At 40.7% G+C, this 14,736-nt stretch carries 17 protein-coding genes; 8 read left to right on the forward strand and 9 right to left on the reverse strand.

Annotated features, from left to right (window positions below; genetic code table 11):
* Window positions 1–62: 62 nt before the first annotated feature.
* Complete coding sequence (locus LBYS_RS02935) at window positions 63–287, forward strand: hypothetical protein (protein WP_013407409.1); 225 nt, start codon at window positions 63–65, stop codon at window positions 285–287.
* Between the two features lie 2 nt (window positions 288–289).
* Window positions 290–685 (forward strand): DoxX family protein, encoded by a 396-nt coding sequence (locus LBYS_RS02940; RefSeq protein ID WP_013407410.1) that lies wholly within the window; start codon window positions 290–292, stop codon window positions 683–685.
* 1 nt (window position 686) lies between these two features.
* On the opposite strand, the gene purN is transcribed toward LBYS_RS02940, so the two are convergent.
* Together purN and LBYS_RS02950 are read right to left on the reverse strand one after the other, a co-directional pair.
* Entirely contained in the window at window positions 687–1,247 is a 561-nt protein-coding gene (purN, locus tag LBYS_RS02945) for a phosphoribosylglycinamide formyltransferase (protein WP_013407411.1), read from the reverse strand.
* A gap of 37 nt (window positions 1,248–1,284) precedes the next feature.
* The gene (locus LBYS_RS02950) at window positions 1,285–2,118 is read right to left on the reverse strand and encodes a geranylgeranylglycerol-phosphate geranylgeranyltransferase (protein ID WP_013407412.1); all 834 of its coding nucleotides are present in this window, start codon (window positions 2,116–2,118) and stop codon (window positions 1,285–1,287) included.
* Between the two features lie 103 nt (window positions 2,119–2,221).
* On the opposite strand from LBYS_RS02950, the gene bshA reads away from it, so the two are divergent.
* Window positions 2,222–3,358, forward strand: a complete 1,137-nt coding sequence (bshA, locus tag LBYS_RS02955; RefSeq protein ID WP_013407413.1) for an N-acetyl-alpha-D-glucosaminyl L-malate synthase BshA — start codon at window positions 2,222–2,224, stop codon at window positions 3,356–3,358.
* Window positions 3,355–5,139, forward strand: a complete 1,785-nt coding sequence (locus tag LBYS_RS02960; protein WP_013407414.1) for an ABC transporter ATP-binding protein — start codon at window positions 3,355–3,357, stop codon at window positions 5,137–5,139. The genes bshA and LBYS_RS02960 overlap by 4 nt, the downstream gene beginning before the upstream one ends.
* Here LBYS_RS02960 and LBYS_RS02965 read toward each other — a convergent pair.
* The 4 genes from LBYS_RS02965 to hisS are packed head-to-tail and all read right to left on the reverse strand — an operon-like array spanning window position 5,123 to window position 8,835.
* Window positions 5,123–6,037, reverse strand: coding sequence for a YihY/virulence factor BrkB family protein (locus LBYS_RS02965; protein ID WP_013407415.1), 915 nt, complete (start codon window positions 6,035–6,037; stop codon window positions 5,123–5,125). The genes LBYS_RS02960 and LBYS_RS02965 overlap by 17 nt on opposite strands.
* A complete protein-coding gene (locus tag LBYS_RS02970; protein ID WP_013407416.1) occupies window positions 6,031–6,441 on the reverse strand; it encodes an acyl-CoA thioesterase in 411 nt (136 codons plus the stop codon). Before LBYS_RS02970 ends, LBYS_RS02965 begins: the two co-directional genes overlap by 7 nt.
* Window positions 6,441–7,478, reverse strand: coding sequence for an endolytic transglycosylase MltG (gene mltG / locus LBYS_RS02975; protein WP_013407417.1), 1,038 nt, complete (start codon window positions 7,476–7,478; stop codon window positions 6,441–6,443). Before mltG ends, LBYS_RS02970 begins: the two co-directional genes overlap by 1 nt.
* Window positions 7,471–8,835 (reverse strand): histidine--tRNA ligase, encoded by a 1,365-nt coding sequence (gene hisS / locus LBYS_RS02980; protein ID WP_013407418.1) that lies wholly within the window; start codon window positions 8,833–8,835, stop codon window positions 7,471–7,473. Before hisS ends, mltG begins: the two co-directional genes overlap by 8 nt.
* A 186-nt stretch (window positions 8,836–9,021) precedes the next feature.
* Between hisS and LBYS_RS19390 the strand changes: the two genes are divergently transcribed.
* The 3 genes from LBYS_RS19390 to LBYS_RS19230 all read left to right on the forward strand — a co-directional run bounded on the left by LBYS_RS19390 (window position 9,022) and on the right by LBYS_RS19230 (window position 10,113).
* On the forward strand, window positions 9,022–9,357 hold the full coding sequence (locus tag LBYS_RS19390) for an acetolactate decarboxylase (RefSeq protein ID WP_222836532.1): 336 nt from the start codon (window positions 9,022–9,024) through the stop codon (window positions 9,355–9,357).
* A gap of 63 nt (window positions 9,358–9,420) precedes the next feature.
* A complete protein-coding gene (locus LBYS_RS19395; protein ID WP_222836533.1) occupies window positions 9,421–9,705 on the forward strand; it encodes a hypothetical protein in 285 nt (94 codons plus the stop codon).
* Between the two features lie 267 nt (window positions 9,706–9,972).
* Complete coding sequence (locus tag LBYS_RS19230) at window positions 9,973–10,113, forward strand: hypothetical protein (protein WP_013407419.1); 141 nt, start codon at window positions 9,973–9,975, stop codon at window positions 10,111–10,113.
* Between the two features lie 19 nt (window positions 10,114–10,132).
* Here LBYS_RS19230 and LBYS_RS02990 read toward each other — a convergent pair whose 3' ends face one another.
* A complete protein-coding gene (locus LBYS_RS02990) occupies window positions 10,133–10,492 on the reverse strand; it encodes a hypothetical protein (protein WP_013407420.1) in 360 nt (119 codons plus the stop codon).
* An 80-nt stretch (window positions 10,493–10,572) separates the two neighbouring features.
* Between LBYS_RS02990 and LBYS_RS02995 the strand changes: the two genes are divergently transcribed.
* Window positions 10,573–11,718 (forward strand): MalY/PatB family protein, encoded by a 1,146-nt coding sequence (locus LBYS_RS02995; RefSeq protein WP_013407421.1) that lies wholly within the window; start codon window positions 10,573–10,575, stop codon window positions 11,716–11,718.
* On the opposite strand, the gene LBYS_RS03000 is transcribed toward LBYS_RS02995, so the two are convergent.
* Together LBYS_RS03000 and LBYS_RS03005 are read right to left on the reverse strand one after the other, a co-directional pair.
* Window positions 11,702–13,354, reverse strand: coding sequence for an RluA family pseudouridine synthase (locus tag LBYS_RS03000; RefSeq protein ID WP_013407422.1), 1,653 nt, complete (start codon window positions 13,352–13,354; stop codon window positions 11,702–11,704). The two genes, LBYS_RS02995 and LBYS_RS03000, sit on opposite strands and share 17 nt — an antisense overlap.
* Before the next feature lie 13 nt (window positions 13,355–13,367).
* Complete coding sequence (locus tag LBYS_RS03005) at window positions 13,368–14,735, reverse strand: Gfo/Idh/MocA family protein (protein ID WP_013407423.1); 1,368 nt, start codon at window positions 14,733–14,735, stop codon at window positions 13,368–13,370.
* Between the last annotated feature and the right edge of the window lies 1 nt (window position 14,736).

Raw genomic sequence — 14,736 nt, forward strand, 5'->3', positions numbered from 1 at the left:
ATCCAATGAATGGTTTTTGAAAAATTATCGTTATTTTATAATACAAGTCTATTCTAAAACTGATGAAATTTCTTTTAGTTCTGCTTCTGTTTTTTATACTTCTAGGGCCGATTTTGCGTTTATTATTACGCACGATAGTGATGAACAAGGTGATGAAGGAGCAGAAGAAATACACTACTACTACACGAAAAGAGGGAGATATAAGAGTGGAGAACGCTACACCTCATCGTTCACAGCGTACGCGCGACACTGACGGGCAGTACATAGATTACGAAGAAATTAAATAACAATGCTTAAAAAAATCAGGTCAACAGCTCCCATATCTTTAGATTTGGGTCTATTGGTATTACGTTTTTTCTCCTTTGCTTTTCTATTAACCCATGGATGGCCTAAATTTCAGAAGATGGTGGTGGGAGATTTTAGCTTTGGAGATCCTGTAGGTTTAGGTGAGAGCAACAGTTTAGGTCTAGCTGTTTTTTCGGAGTTCTTTTGTTCCATTTTGATCATGATAGGCTTTTTTACTCGCCCAGCACTGATTTTTAATGCCATTACCATGGGAGTTGCAGCCTTTGTAGTTCATAGTGGCCAACCCTTCAAGCAAAAAGAGCTGGCCTTAGTCTATTTTGTGATCTGTGTAGCCCTTTATTTCACAGGACCTGGAAAGTATTCTTTAGACAAGAAATAAGTTATTTTCTTATTTCCTCTGCAATCACCCTAGGGAAGTGTTCGTATTCCAGTTCATGGACTTTTGCAGCTAGGCTATCTGGAGTTTCCTTTTCTTCAAGGGCGCATTTAGCCTGAAAGATGATCTCTCCCTCGTCATACTTCTCGTTTACGTAGTGGATGGTGATGCCGGAATGGGATTCTTTGTTAGCTACTACCGCCTCATGTACATGGTGTCCCCACATGCCTTTACCTCCATAATTCGGTAGTAGTGCGGGATGAATGTTGATGATTCTGTTCGGGTATGCTTGTATCAATGTAGGGGGGACTAGCCATAAGAATCCTGCTAAAATGACCCAATCTACCTTTCTTTCTTGTAGTATTTCTACCACTTCTTTTTCAAAGTTTCTGCGGGAAAATACTAAGGTGGGCACATTTAATTTGTGAGCTCTTTTGATTACACCGGCTTCAGGATTGTTGCTGAGTACTAGGATAACGTCAAGATCTTGCTCTGCGGCAAAGGTTTTAATGATATTTTCTGCGTTCGAACCTGAACCAGAGGCTAGGATTGCTATTCTTTTCATGTCGCAAATTTACCGCATATTTTTGGACCTCCTCAAATTAATTTATTTGAAAGAGCGGTAAGGTAAGCATACCTAATAAGATGATCCATTTACATAAGTAGCTCAGCATAGAAAAGTGGGATTTCCTATCTGCCTTTGTGATAGCTCTCAGTAGGAATAACCAAAGTCCCAATAGTACGGCTGAAAAGATCCGGATCTTTAGGTCTTCCACTTTGTACATGAAAAAGAACATAGAAATCAGGAATATACCCATAAGAGCGTAAAGCAGCTCTTTGGTTTTATGAATCCCGTATAGAATAGGAATTGTTTTAGCCCCATGGGCCTCATCTCCCTTCATGTCTTCCATATCCTTTATGATCTCTCGAATGAGATTTATAAAGAAGGCGAATACCGCATACATGTAAATTAGTCGGTTCGATGGATCATACACCAGGGCTATTTCAGCGATCACCAGCGCGGTAAGTAAGGCCACTACAAAATTTCCTATAAACGGCTTTTTCTTGAAGCCCGAAGCGTAGAACCAGAGGAGCCAAACGCTCAGAACATTGATCAGCACTGCTTTCCACCCTATCAAAAATGCCAGTAATATGCCCGCTGCGCTGAAGAGTTGATGTACTAGCAAGGCGGATCTCCTGGAGATGGTTTTTCCTATCCAGACTTTATGCGGCTTGTTAATCCTATCTATTTTGACATCAAAATAGTCATTTATGATATACCCTCCGGCTGCTATCAATAGGGTTGTAACTACAAGTAAGGTAAAATGTTTTACGCCATGCTGTGGAGTATCAAAGATCAAGGAGTACCTCACCAGGATCTGTGTCATGGCGACGATCAATAAATTCTTCCAACGAATCAGCTGTAGAAATGGCACTATGGGTCTTCTCTTTTTTTTGCTTAGTAAAGTTAAGTATGAAACGGCCTTGTATGGAATTATTTAGGATGATTTCTACGTTAACTATGGAAAGAACGAATCTATGAAGATAGGAATTGTATGTTATCCTACTTTCGGTGGCAGCGGTGTAGTAGCTACAGAATTGGGTAAAGCCCTGGCCCAAAAAGGACATCAAATTCATTTTATTACTTACGCCCAACCCATACGTTTAGATTTCTTTAGTGAGAACATTTGGTACCATGAGGTAAATATTAACTCGTATCCTTTGTTCCAATATCCTCCCTATGAATCAGCATTAGCCGGTAAGATGGTAGATGTGGTGAAGTATGAGAAATTGGATCTTTTGCACGTGCATTATGCCATTCCTCATGCTACGTCCGCATTTTTGGCCAAACAGATCTTACAACAGGAAGGATTAGATATACCGGTGATAACTACGCTTCATGGAACAGACATTACTATTGTAGGGAAGGATCCAAGTTTACGTCCCGTAATCACCTTTAGTATTAATGCTTCTGACGGCGTTACTTCAGTTTCGGAAGATTTGAAGAAGGAGACCTTGTCGGCATTTAATATTGAAAAGGAAATCAAGGTTATTTATAACTTTGTTGATTTAACGCGTTTTTATAAGCAGGAAAAGGAACACTTCAAAAGATTTATCTGTCCGAACGGCGAAAAGCTCCTGGTGCACGCATCTAACTTCAGAAAAGTGAAGAGGATAGGTGATGTTATACGCGTATTTGCAGGGATTAGGGAGAAAGTGCCTAGTAAGCTATTGTTGATTGGAGATGGAGAGGAAAGACCTAATATGGAGATTCTGGTCCGTCAATTAGGAATTGCAGAGGATGTACGCTTCATAGGGAAATTGGAAGCCATAGAAGAGGTGTTGTCTGTAGCTGATTTGTTCATCATGCCTTCAGAAAAAGAGAGTTTTGGTCTTGCCGCCTTAGAAGCCATGGCTTGCCAGGTTCCTGTGATTTCTAGTAATACAGGTGGACTGGGAGAATTAAATATCAACGGGGTGACCGGATTTTTGAGTAATATTGGTGATATTGAAGACATGGTTCAGAAGTCTTTGTTCATTTTGGATGATAATCAGTTGGAAGGATTTAAACAAAGAGCATTAGAGAGAGCAAAGGAATTTGATATGAACCGAGTGGTTTCTCAATATGAAGCCTATTACCAAGAAATCGTAGATCACTTCACCGTGAAGTCATGAAAGAATTAGCCCATCTGAATAAATACTTATATAAGTATAGGGGACTTTTATTATTAGGAGTCCTTTTTACTGTTTTATCTAACCTGTTTGGGGTAATTCCTGCGCAGATCGTTAGACATGCCTTAGAATTAGTGGAAATGAATGTAGACCACTATTTCTTATTTAGAGATTCCTCTTTCCAAACTGTAACCTATAAGACCTTGACTTTCGGAATCACGGTTTTAGGTGGTTTGATCATTTTAATGGCCATCATTAAGGGAGTATTTCTCTTTGCGGTTCGTCAAACCATTATCGTGATGTCCAGACATATTGAATATGATCTTAAGAATGAGATCTATGGTCATTATCAAACCTTGCCTTTGGCATTCTTTAAACAGAATTCTACTGGGGATTTGATGGCTAGAATTTCTGAAGACGTTTCAAAGGTGAGGATGTATCTGGGACCAGCTATCATGTATCTCCTGAATATGTTTGTGTTAGTAGGGATAGTGGTGAGTTATATGTTTTCTGTGAATGTCCGACTAACCTGGTTCGTTCTTATCCCCCTTCCTCTATTGTCATTAAGTATTTTTATAGTAAGTTCTATTATCAATAGACGTTCAGAGCGGATTCAGAAGAGTTTAGCTAACCTATCCACAAATGCTCAGGAGACATATTCAGGCATTCGTGTGATCAAATCCTTTGCGGCGGAGGACAAGTTCTATGACCAATTTGAGAAGGAAAGTTTGAAGTATCAATACGAATCTCTCAAACTGGCCAGAGTGGATTCTCTTTTCCATCCTATCATGATCTTCTTGATAGGTATGAGTACCATCATTTGCGTGTATGTAGGTGGCCAAGAGGTAATGGCGGGAAAGATTAGCCTTGGGGTGATAGCAGAGTTCGTGATGTATGTTTACATGTTGACTTGGCCCATGACCGCATTAGGTTGGACCTCCGGACAGATACAAAGGGCTGCCGCCTCGCAGAAAAGGATAAATGAGTTCTTGAGGTTAAATAATGACATTATATCCACAGAGAATTTGAAGGTGGATATTCAGGGAGGCATTAGATTTGAGCATGTTTCCTTCGTATATCCAGATACTGGAATAAAAGCTTTGGACAATGTTAGCTTTGAGATCTTGCCGGGAGAGAGTGTAGCTATCATAGGTACCACGGCATCCGGTAAGAGTACTTTGGCAAACCTTATCCTCCGACTGTTCGACATTCAGGAGGGTCAAATCTACATAGACGGTATAGAGTTGAAGAAATTAGATCTGTCGTATTATAGATCACAGTTGGGCTACGTAACCCAAGAAGTTTTCCTTTTTTCTGATACTATCACGAATAATGTGAAGTTTGGCAAGGAAGATGCCACAGATGAGGAAGTAGTCAAGGCTACCCAGGAAGCGGAAGTGTATCACAATATCATGGGATTTCCTGAAGGATTTAACACCAAAGTGGGCGAGAGGGGAATTACCCTTTCCGGTGGTCAGAAGCAGAGAATCTCCATAGCTCGGGCCTTGATCAGGAAACCTCAGGTGCTTTTGTTGGATGATAGTCTCTCAGCAGTAGATACGGTTACTGAAAATAGGATACTGCACCATTTGAAGGGTATAGGTAAAACCACCATTCTGATTTCTCACCGCATCTCTAATGCCCGACTAGCAGATAAGATCATTCTTATGGATGAGGGCAAAGTGATAGACGTAGGTACGCACGAAGAGCTGCTTAGCAAAGGAGGCTTATATGCCGAATTGCATGAAAGCCAAAGCAGTGAATCTCTTACTCTTGATTCTTGATCTTATATTTCTCGGCTCTTAAGTCTACATTGATTTCGAATCCTAAAATAAGGATAAGACAAATCAAATAGGTCCAAACCATGATGGCAATCAAGGTACCGATAGAGCCATAAAGCTTATTGTACGAGCTAAAATTCTCCAGATAGTAAGAGAATAAGTTGGTAGCTAAGATACTAAGCACAGAGGAGAAGAATGCCCCAAAATTGAAGAAACGGATCTTCTTGTCCATGGCCGGTGCGAAGTAGTATAGACAAGCTATACCAAAGTAAAAGATGAAGAAGATGGATAAATAGCCCAGGGTTCTGATTCCCCAAATATTGATTTGATCGTCCAAAATCCCCGCACGGGCAATATAGTTCAGTACTATCTTTCCTGCAATCAGTATTACTACAGAGATTACCAAAACGGTGACCAAGAGCACCAGTACTAGCGCAGCTGTTCCTCTGGAGCGCATAAAGCCTCTGTCTTTCTTCTTTTCCAGTGCTCCGTTAAAGGCATTGGTCAATGAATTAATGCCGTTAGTGGCAGCATATAGTGAAAAGAAAAAACCGAAGGACAAGATATCTCCTCTGGGTCTGCTGATGATTTCGTAGATGGTTTGTGCTACTACATCATAAAGTCCCTCCGGCATCAGGTTCCTACTGAAATCCATAATTTGGATATCTAAATGATCAATAGGAATATAAGGAATGAGTGTAAAAAGGAAAAGTATGCCGGGGAATACCGCCAATAGGAAGCTAAAAGCCACCGATGTAGCTCTTTGATCCAAATCAAAGGTGATGATGTTGTTCCAAATGATCTGTAGGAATCTGTATACGGATATAACAGATCCAAATGGATATACGGTATCCAGATAATTCTTTAAGGGGCGAAGTATTTTCTTTATTTTCTTCAGCATGCAAAGTAGGGGAGTAGTTTTTCTATAATCATGTCCGGACATGGCATCACTCTTTTCGTCTCGCCATTTAAGAAGACCAAGGTGGTTTTACCCACATGAATCAATACTCCTGCTTCGTTTTTTATTTCTGATGTAAATATAATACGAGTATTTGGAAGGGTTTCTAATCTGCAATCTATTTGTAATAAATCATCATAGACTGCAGGTTTGATGTATTTGGAATGGTTTTCATACACCGGCATCCAAACACCGCTCTCTTCCATCTCTTTATAACTTACTCCTAAGGCTCTTAAGGCCTCAACCCTCCCAATTTCGTATAATCTGGAATAATTACCATAATACATGTAGCCCATCTGGTCCACATCCGCATATCTTACTCTATAGGTAGATAGGTGACTGTACATTAGCGAATTCCTCTTTGATTTAAAGCTGTTTGGTACCTTTGAGCATTCTTAATATGCTCATTGAAGTTTTCTGCAAAATTATGATATCCTGAGAAATCTTCTTTGGCACTAAAATAAGTATAGTTATGTTTTTGATAATTCAATACCGCATCTAAGGCTACTCTTTCCGGTAATGCTATGGGTCCCGGAGGTAGGCCTGTGTTCTTATAGGTATTGTATGGGGAATCTATACTAAGATGCTTATGCAGAATTCTTTTCAGACTAAAATCTCCTACAGCAAACTTAACCGTGGGGTCTGCTTGTAAAGGCATTCCTATACGTAGACGATTCATATACACTCCCGCTACAACCGGCATTTCATCTTTTTTGTTCGTCTCACTTTGAACTATAGAAGCCAGGATGCCCACTTGATCCGGACTCAATGCTATGCTTTCTGCTTTGGCTTTTCTCTCTTCCGTCCAAAACTTCTTATATTCCGAATGCATTCTGTCTAAGAAGGCATCAGGCGTTACGGTCCAATAGATGAAGTACGTGTCCGGTAAGAACATGTTCATGAAGGTTTCCGATTTAAAACCGTATTTGTTAGCCGTATCTTCATCTTGTAGTTTTGCCAAAAGTTCTTCACCATTAAAGGCTAACCTTGAACCTATCTTTCTTACTAAATCTTCTTTGGTTCTGATATTGTTGAAAGTCAGCTTTACAGGATCCTGTCTACCTGCTAATAATTTGGAAATGATGGTATTGTTAGAAGAATTTGGGGGGATTTCATATCTACCCGCCTTGATTTCCTCTCTGTATCCTTTTCTTTTGGTTAAGAAGCCAAAGGCTATCTCATTGTGGATGATATTATGGCTTCTTAAGGAGTCAAGGACCTGGTTATAATCTGAACCTTCAGGGATATAGAGAACAAAGGTTTCCTTCCCGTCTACGTTCAAATTAGGACTGGAATACACTTGCCATAAGTAGAACGCAAAGGACGCGGCTACCGTGGAGAACAAAACCAGGAAATGGGTGAACAGTTTTCTTTTCTTAGTCATTGACTTTATGGATTATGTCTTGAAGGGATAAGGCGGATTGCTCCCCATTTATCATGTTTTTCAATTGGTATTGACCTTTTTCTATCTCTTCTGTGCCTACAATCACTACAAAAGGTATTCCCTTTTTGTCTGCATACTCAAATTGTTTCTTCATTTTGGCACTATCCGGATAGATTTCCGCGCTGATCCCTGCATTTCTTATTTCAGAAAGTATACCTAAGCTACTAGCTAAAGTATCCTCACCGAAATTTGTCACCATAACGCTAGTGGAAGAGTAGTTCAGGGCTTCAGGGAAAAGTTTCAACTCTTCCATTACGTCATAGATTCTATCCACACCTAGGGAGATTCCTACGCCGGACATACCGTTTACACCAAAACTGCCGGTCAAATTATCATATCTTCCACCACCTGAGATACTACCTATGCTTACATTCAGGGCTTTCACTTCAAAAATGGCTCCAGTATAGTAGCTTAATCCTCTGGCTAGTGATGGGTCAAATTCTATTTTTGGAGATGTAAGACCTAGGTGGTCTACTAAGGTCCAAATGCTTTCCAATTCTTCTACGCCCTTAAGTCCGGTTGCAGAATCTTTCAACCAGGTTTTTAGGAAGGAGAAGATGTCTTTTTCTTCTGAAAGGGAAAAGAGCGGTTGTAGAGCGGCAATGTTTTCCGGTGTAAATCCTCTCTCTACTAGCTCGGCTTCTACTTTTTCCTTACCTATTTTGTCTAATTTATCAATGGCTACGCTCAGGTCTGCTTCTTTTCCTGCTGCACCTACTGCTTCAGCTATACCGGCTAGTACCTTACGATTATTGATCTTTACTACAAATTCCGTCAGTCCTAAGGCTGCAAAAACCTCGTGAAGCATCAAGACGATTTCCGCTTCGCAAATGAGAGAATCTGTGCCCACCACGTCTGCGTCACATTGGTAGAATTCTCTGTACCTGCCTTTTTGTGGACGATCTGCTCTCCAAACGGGTTGGATTTGGTATCTTTTAAAAGGTATGGCTAATTGTTGACGGTTCATAGCCACATAACGGGCAAAAGGAACAGTCAAGTCATACCTTAGCCCTTTTTCTGAGATCCTTTTAAGCACCTCTTTTGAACCCTTGGTAAGGGAATCTTCAGTGATGTCTTTAGCGAAATCACCGGAGTTGAGGATTTTGAATAGGAGTTGGTCGCCCTCTTCTCCATACTTCCCCATTAACACGGAAAGGTTTTCTATGGAAGGAGTTTCGAGGGGAAGGAATCCAAATTTCTTATAAACTTTCTTGATGTTATCAAAGATGAAGTTTCTTTTGGCCATTACTTCAGGTCCAAAATCGCGCGTTCCTCTGGCCAGACTGGGTTTTGACATAATGATATAGTAGAAAAAATCATTCAAAAATAGCTCATTCCTGACAAAGCTCGTTCAGAATCCTGTAAAATGTTACAGAATGGAGTAAAAATGGGGTGGGTTTTTAGGTATTGGGTACCTAGACAGACATATGATATAAGCTGAAGAAAATATCTTAATTTTGAGGATTAGTATTAGGGTATTCATATGAACTTTAGGATTCTTATAGCCATTTGTTTTTCAGTTTTTAGTGCCAAAGCTCAGGTTCACGTTATTGGACAGATGCGAGACGTCATGTGGAAGGGCGAATTGGAAGGGAAGATTCATTTAGACACTATTCACAACAGGACTAATCTATACGGTCTAGGACCGGAAGACTATTTGCGAGGTGAGATAATGATTATAGATGGAAAGGCCTATCGTTCTAGAGTAAGCTCCGGAGAAGATATGGTGGTGGAGGAAACATTTGATTTGAAGGCTCCTTTCTTCGGCTATGGATGGGTGCAGAAGTGGAATTCAAAGGTTTTACCAAAGAAAGTGTGAAGCATAAAAGATCTAGAGGATCATTTAGCCGCTTTGGATCTGGAGGAACCCTTATTTTTCCGATTGAAAGGGAGAGTGAGAGAGGCTCATATCCATGTGGTGAATTTACCCGAAGGGAGAAAGGTTAGTTCTCCTCAGGAGGCTCATGAGGGTCAAGTGAATTATTTGCTTAAAGATAGGGAGGTAGAAATATTAGGCTTTTATTCCAAACATCATAAGGCGATTTTTACGCATCATGATACAGACGTGCATATGCATTTGTTAACCTCTGATAAAAAGATGATGGGGCATGTGGACGAAATGGTATTGGGAGATGGGATGGAGTTGTGGTGGGCTGGTGGGCAATAGAAAAAATAATTATAAAGCTCTAAGCTAAATGATAAAAGGCAATTCAGTTCAATTCATTCAAATGGACTTTAACTTGAATAGAATAGGCACAGTAGTAAAGTAGTGTAATAGGAATGAAAATGCTCCGATTAAAATTCTAACCAACTTATCTGTCTTTTCCATTGCATGAGCAAAAAAACTCCCCCATACCTGAAAAAACTAATATTATCTTCCCGTTCTGGGAATTTATTTCTATATTTGCACCTCGAAATACAAAAATGGATCACCATGGGAGTTACTCAGTTAAAAAGAAAGAGCAGAAAAAACAGAGCGGTAGCTAATAATAAAACTGCAGCGATCAAAAGACTTACGCTGAAGCCTACAATCAAGAAAGTTGATGTAGAAGAACTAAAGCAGCAAAGTAATTAAGCCCTAAATTTTAGGGCTTTTATTTTTTAGGCGTCCTTTCAATCTTCAATTTAGCATTCTCTAAATGCTGTGAACTCTTCTTTATCAAAGAGTTTTGTCTCTTCTTGAAGTACTTTCTCGCCTTAATATGGGAGCTGAATACCAAAGCTTTGCCCATTATTAATAATCCCGTCAAAGTAAGTACTAGCCCTAGGATAATCATGAAGATCCACGTAGGAGCATGGTATCCGTCAAATAATTTAAACCATGATACAGCAAATAAGCACTGGCCTATACTGAAGAGTATAGCTCCACCTGATGCATGAAGCCAAGATTTTTGTCTCAAGCTAAGGCGTTTAATCATGCGTTGACCAGGGGCTTTTTTATATTTTACTATCATTTCGGTTAAATTTAATCTGTACTTTTATGGCACGTTTATAGCGTACGAATACAAATTTAAGGAAATAACATCATTTATTCATGGATTTTGAACGGCTTTTCGATAGGAAGAAGGATGGAAGTATAAAGTGGAATAAGTATTCTGAGGATATACTGCCCATGTGGGTAGCAGATATGGACTTTGAAGTGGCTCCCGCCATCAAGGAATCCTTGCTTCAATACGTGCAAACCGGTATATACGGATATGCTGCACCAAATGATGATCATGCTGAAGCAGTCAAAAATTGGCTTTCCAAGCAGTACCATTGGGAGATTGAAAAGGAATGGATTGTGTGGTTACCTTCCGTCCTTTCAGGTATAGGGACCACCGCTAGATTGATCTCTTCTCTGCCTTATGGAGTGATGACCTCCATCCCGGTCTATAGACCCTTTATCGATTTTGCAGAAGGTGATGGAAGATACTTACAAGCCGTACCATTAAAGCTCCAGGATAATAAATGGACCATGGATTTTGAGGCCATGGAAAGCATGGTGACGGATGAAACGAAGATGTATATCCTTTGTAACCCACATAATCCTACGGGAAGGATGTATAACGAAGACGAACTGAAGAGACTCGTAGATTTCTGTGAACGGCATGATATTCTCCTTTGTTCTGATGAAATCCATGCAGATATCATTCTGGAAAAGGGAAGGAGGCACATCCCAGTAGCTTCTTTAAATGAATCAGCAGCTATGAGAACCGTTTCTCTTTTCTCTGCAGCTAAAGCATTCAATATTCCTGCTCTGAATTCGGCTTTTGCCATCATTCCTAATTCGGAGATTCGCAAGAAGTTTGAACGTACTAAACTTCATACCGTTCCTAACCTTTATAAGCAGGGAGCTGACGCTATGGTAGCTGCGTACAGAAATAGTGAGGACTGGTTGAATGCTTCATTGGATTATTTGCGTTCCAATTACGCCTACCTTTACTCCGAAATTCAAGCTATTCCGGGTCTGAAGATGTTGCCTATGGAAGCTACCTACTTAGCGTGGATAGATTATTCCGATCTTGGGGTAGATACCTTTGCGGACATCCTTGAAAATCATGGAGTAGGGGCCATGGAAGCCTCCATCTTTTTAGGAGAAAAGCATATACGTTTAAATTTCGGAACACAGCGTTTCCGACTAGAACAAGCCGTGACCCGAATCAAGGAGGCAGTAGAATACCTTAAAACTCGGGTTTAACTTCAAAGCTCATTCTCTCCTTCTTAACAGGATGTAAGAACTCTAAATAAGCGGCGTGAAGGCATAGTCTTTCCGCCGCTTTTCCGTACATGTCATCTCCCTTGATAGGTGCATTTAAGCCCTCATGATGTGCTGCATGCATTCTCAACTGATGGGTTCGGCCGGTTACCGGAAAGAATTTTACCCGTGTGTACGGACCTTCAATTCCTATCTTTTCCCAAATGGTATGCGCCTTCTTTCCATGCTCATAGCAGACCATTTGCCTTGGCCTATCATCTAGGTCTACTCTCAATGGCAAATGTATTTCCCCTTTATCCTCTACTAAATGGCCTTCCAATAGGGCGATGTAATGTTTTATCACCGTTCTCCTAATAAACTGACTCTGCAGGTGTTTGTGCACGTTTTTGTTTCTGGCCATGACCAGTATCCCACTCGTATCCTGATCCAGTCTATGAACTACTAAAGGTGCTTCATGGTCCCATCTGGCTTGAAGCCTGCTGTAAACGGAATCGTAAATCTGAATACCGGGAACAGAAAGTAGTCCGGAAGGTTTGTTGACCACGGCTAAATAGTCATCTTCATAGATGATTTCTATGTCCTTCTCAACCGTATCTAGTAGGGGATTGGGATCCAGTTCTATACCTTCTAACATATGTCCCAATATCGGTTCACATTTACCCCTACAGGCCCCGTAGTAATGTTTATGCTTCCTTACTTCCGACTTAGGTGATGCTCCCCACCAGAATTCTGCCATGGCCAAAGGTTCATACCCGTTTAGGAAGGCATACTGTAAAAGTTTGGGAGTGGCACATTCACCTGCCGCTGCCGGTGGTTTGCCAAATGGAGAATTTCGGAAGATATCGTAAAGGCTTTTGGTCTTTCCTTCTTTATTTAGAAATGAGTATTGGCTGAAAAGTTCAGCTTGGATTTCAGCAGAACGGGTTTTCCTCTTTCTTCTTAAATCCTCCAACTGGTCTTCAGTCTTAGCTATTTGAAGTTTGTACAGATGTAGCCTCTCTTTTGATTCCCTTACTTCCTTATTCAATAATCTCTTATCAGATAAGCTCTGTTTGACTAATTCCTCTTCGGGAACCTCTCCGGTCTTTCTGCAACGATCCCTCTCCGCTTTTCTAACTCTTAGTGTTTCTTTTAGTGTATTGATTTTTTTTTCTTCCTGATCAGTGAGTTCTTCATATTCAGTGAGTAATTGGACAAATTTTGGATCATTTTCCAGTCGCTCAATCTCTTCGTTGATGGCATTAATCTCTACTATTTCTCTCAAGAAAAAGCCTTCTTCTGTGAGCATATCAAATACGGGTGGTACTAAGAACTCATGCTCATTGCTCCCAGCTAATTTTCCGGATACTCCAGAAAGGAAACCTATTTTTCCCTCAAGGTCTTTGATGAGCAACACACCAAACATTTTCCCAATTGTAGGCAAATGTTCGTGTTTTCCTAGACCAAAATTATGCTCTAAGGATTCATCCGTTTCCAGACGGTGCATCAACTGCTCTGCTGCATAAGCCGTCAAAGGATGAGGTTCGTAGTAAAATGGAAAGGTAAAACGCTCCGGAAGCGGATGCTCCCGGAGTATATGTTCTGGAAAATACGTTATCTTAGAATCCAATCTGCGCAATAAAACCGCAAATTTACTTCAATACCATATTTTGCGCATCCCATTTGATTACTTTTTGTTGGAAATAGCTGTCGTTACAAGCTAATACCGGTGCAGCTGCACGGAAACCGAAGATAGGATCTTCATTGATTTCCTGGGTATTCTTACGGATGGCATTGAAGAAGTTAGCGAAGTGATTCATGTGCTCATCTTCACCTTTGGGCGCTTCGAACTTGATCTCCTTAACGGGTTCAGCTACTCTGTCAGCTTCTGAATACATAGCATCATATTGCTTTTTGAATTCCGCTTGCTGAGCTTCAGAGAAGGTGAAGTGCGAATCATAGTTGCCGTATCCCGGAGCTTTAGGAAGTTTCTTTTTGGTAAGTACCAAACTGTTACCACCCACTTCAATTTGTCCTTCTGTACCTATGATTCTAGTTACATTCTTGATGGAACCAGCGTTGGCAAAATTGACGCGCAATACCATTTGGAACTTCTCATGGTCATTGTTCTTTGGATAATCAAAAACAGACACCATCACATCCGGCACGTCTCTGCCGTCATTCCAATAGCTCAGTTCTCCCGAAGAAAAGATTCTCTCCGGCCCTTTGCTTCCTGTAATATAATGTACGCCTGTTACCAAGTGAACAAATAAGTCGCCTGCCACTCCTGTTCCATAGTCCTTATAATTTCTCCAGCGGAAGAATCTTTTGGCATCAAAAGCCCTTTTTGGTGCATCTCCTATGAAGGTATCCCAATCCACAGTATCCAGTGAAGCATCCGTAGGGATGGAGTAGTTCCATGCTCCTATAGCATTGAATCTATCGTATGTGGCTTCCACAAAGTTGATATTCCCTATTTCCCCGGCCTGAACTAATTTTCTAGCTTCCTCGAAAGCTGATCCACTGATTCTTTGGCTACCTACCTGCATGGTCTTTCCGGATTTCTTCCAGGCATCAATGACGCCTTTGCCCTTTTCTATTCTGTTCACCATAGGTTTTTCGCAGTACACCGCTTTGCCAGCTTTGAGCGCGTCAATAGTGATTCTGTCGTGCCAATGATCCGGGGTAACTACTAATACTGCATCAATATCTTTTCTCTGCAAGATTTCTCTGTAATCACGAGTAGTGAATATGTCTTTACCAAATACCTCTTTGACTCTGGTAAGGCGACCGGTATACAGGTCTGCTGCGCCCACAAATTCTGTACCGCCAGATTTAAGGGCACTTTGGGTGTCAAAATTTCCTTGTATACCCATGCCTATGGTGGCAAAGCGTATTTTATCGTTAGGGCTTACCCGCATATCTTTTATGATATTAAAGGGCTTTGCAAAGGATTCTGTAGCCGCTAAAGCACCGGCTGCGCTTAAGGTTTGAATAAAAGTTCTACGGTTAGATTTCATA

Origin of the sequence: Leadbetterella byssophila DSM 17132, from assembly GCF_000166395.1 — a bacterium.
GTDB lineage: Bacteria > Bacteroidota > Bacteroidia > Cytophagales > Spirosomataceae > Leadbetterella > Leadbetterella byssophila.

Bases quoted from the DNA above. Each gene is read 5' to 3' on its own strand.
- LBYS_RS02960 (WP_013407414.1), top strand. From the start codon at position 3,355: ATGAAAGAATTAGCCCATCTGAATAAATACTTATATAAGTATAGGGGA.
- LBYS_RS02940 (WP_013407410.1), top strand. From the start codon at position 290: ATGCTTAAAAAAATCAGGTCAACAGCTCCCATATCTTTAGATTTGGGT.
- LBYS_RS02965 (WP_013407415.1), bottom strand. From the start codon at position 6,037: ATGCTGAAGAAAATAAAGAAAATACTTCGCCCCTTAAAGAATTATCTG.
- LBYS_RS02990 (WP_013407420.1), bottom strand. From the start codon at position 10,492: ATGATAGTAAAATATAAAAAAGCCCCTGGTCAACGCATGATTAAACGC.
- hisS (WP_013407418.1), bottom strand. From the start codon at position 8,835: ATGTCAAAACCCAGTCTGGCCAGAGGAACGCGCGATTTTGGACCTGAA.
- mltG (WP_013407417.1), bottom strand. From the start codon at position 7,478: ATGACTAAGAAAAGAAAACTGTTCACCCATTTCCTGGTTTTGTTCTCC.
- LBYS_RS03005 (WP_013407423.1), bottom strand. From the start codon at position 14,735: ATGAAATCTAACCGTAGAACTTTTATTCAAACCTTAAGCGCAGCCGGT.
- LBYS_RS02935 (WP_013407409.1), top strand. From the start codon at position 63: ATGAAATTTCTTTTAGTTCTGCTTCTGTTTTTTATACTTCTAGGGCCG.
- LBYS_RS19230 (WP_013407419.1), top strand. From the start codon at position 9,973: ATGGGAGTTACTCAGTTAAAAAGAAAGAGCAGAAAAAACAGAGCGGTA.
- LBYS_RS02995 (WP_013407421.1), top strand. From the start codon at position 10,573: ATGGATTTTGAACGGCTTTTCGATAGGAAGAAGGATGGAAGTATAAAG.
- purN (WP_013407411.1), bottom strand. From the start codon at position 1,247: ATGAAAAGAATAGCAATCCTAGCCTCTGGTTCAGGTTCGAACGCAGAA.
- bshA (WP_013407413.1), top strand. From the start codon at position 2,222: ATGAAGATAGGAATTGTATGTTATCCTACTTTCGGTGGCAGCGGTGTA.
- LBYS_RS02970 (WP_013407416.1), bottom strand. From the start codon at position 6,441: ATGTACAGTCACCTATCTACCTATAGAGTAAGATATGCGGATGTGGAC.
- LBYS_RS19390 (WP_222836532.1), top strand. From the start codon at position 9,022: ATGAACTTTAGGATTCTTATAGCCATTTGTTTTTCAGTTTTTAGTGCC.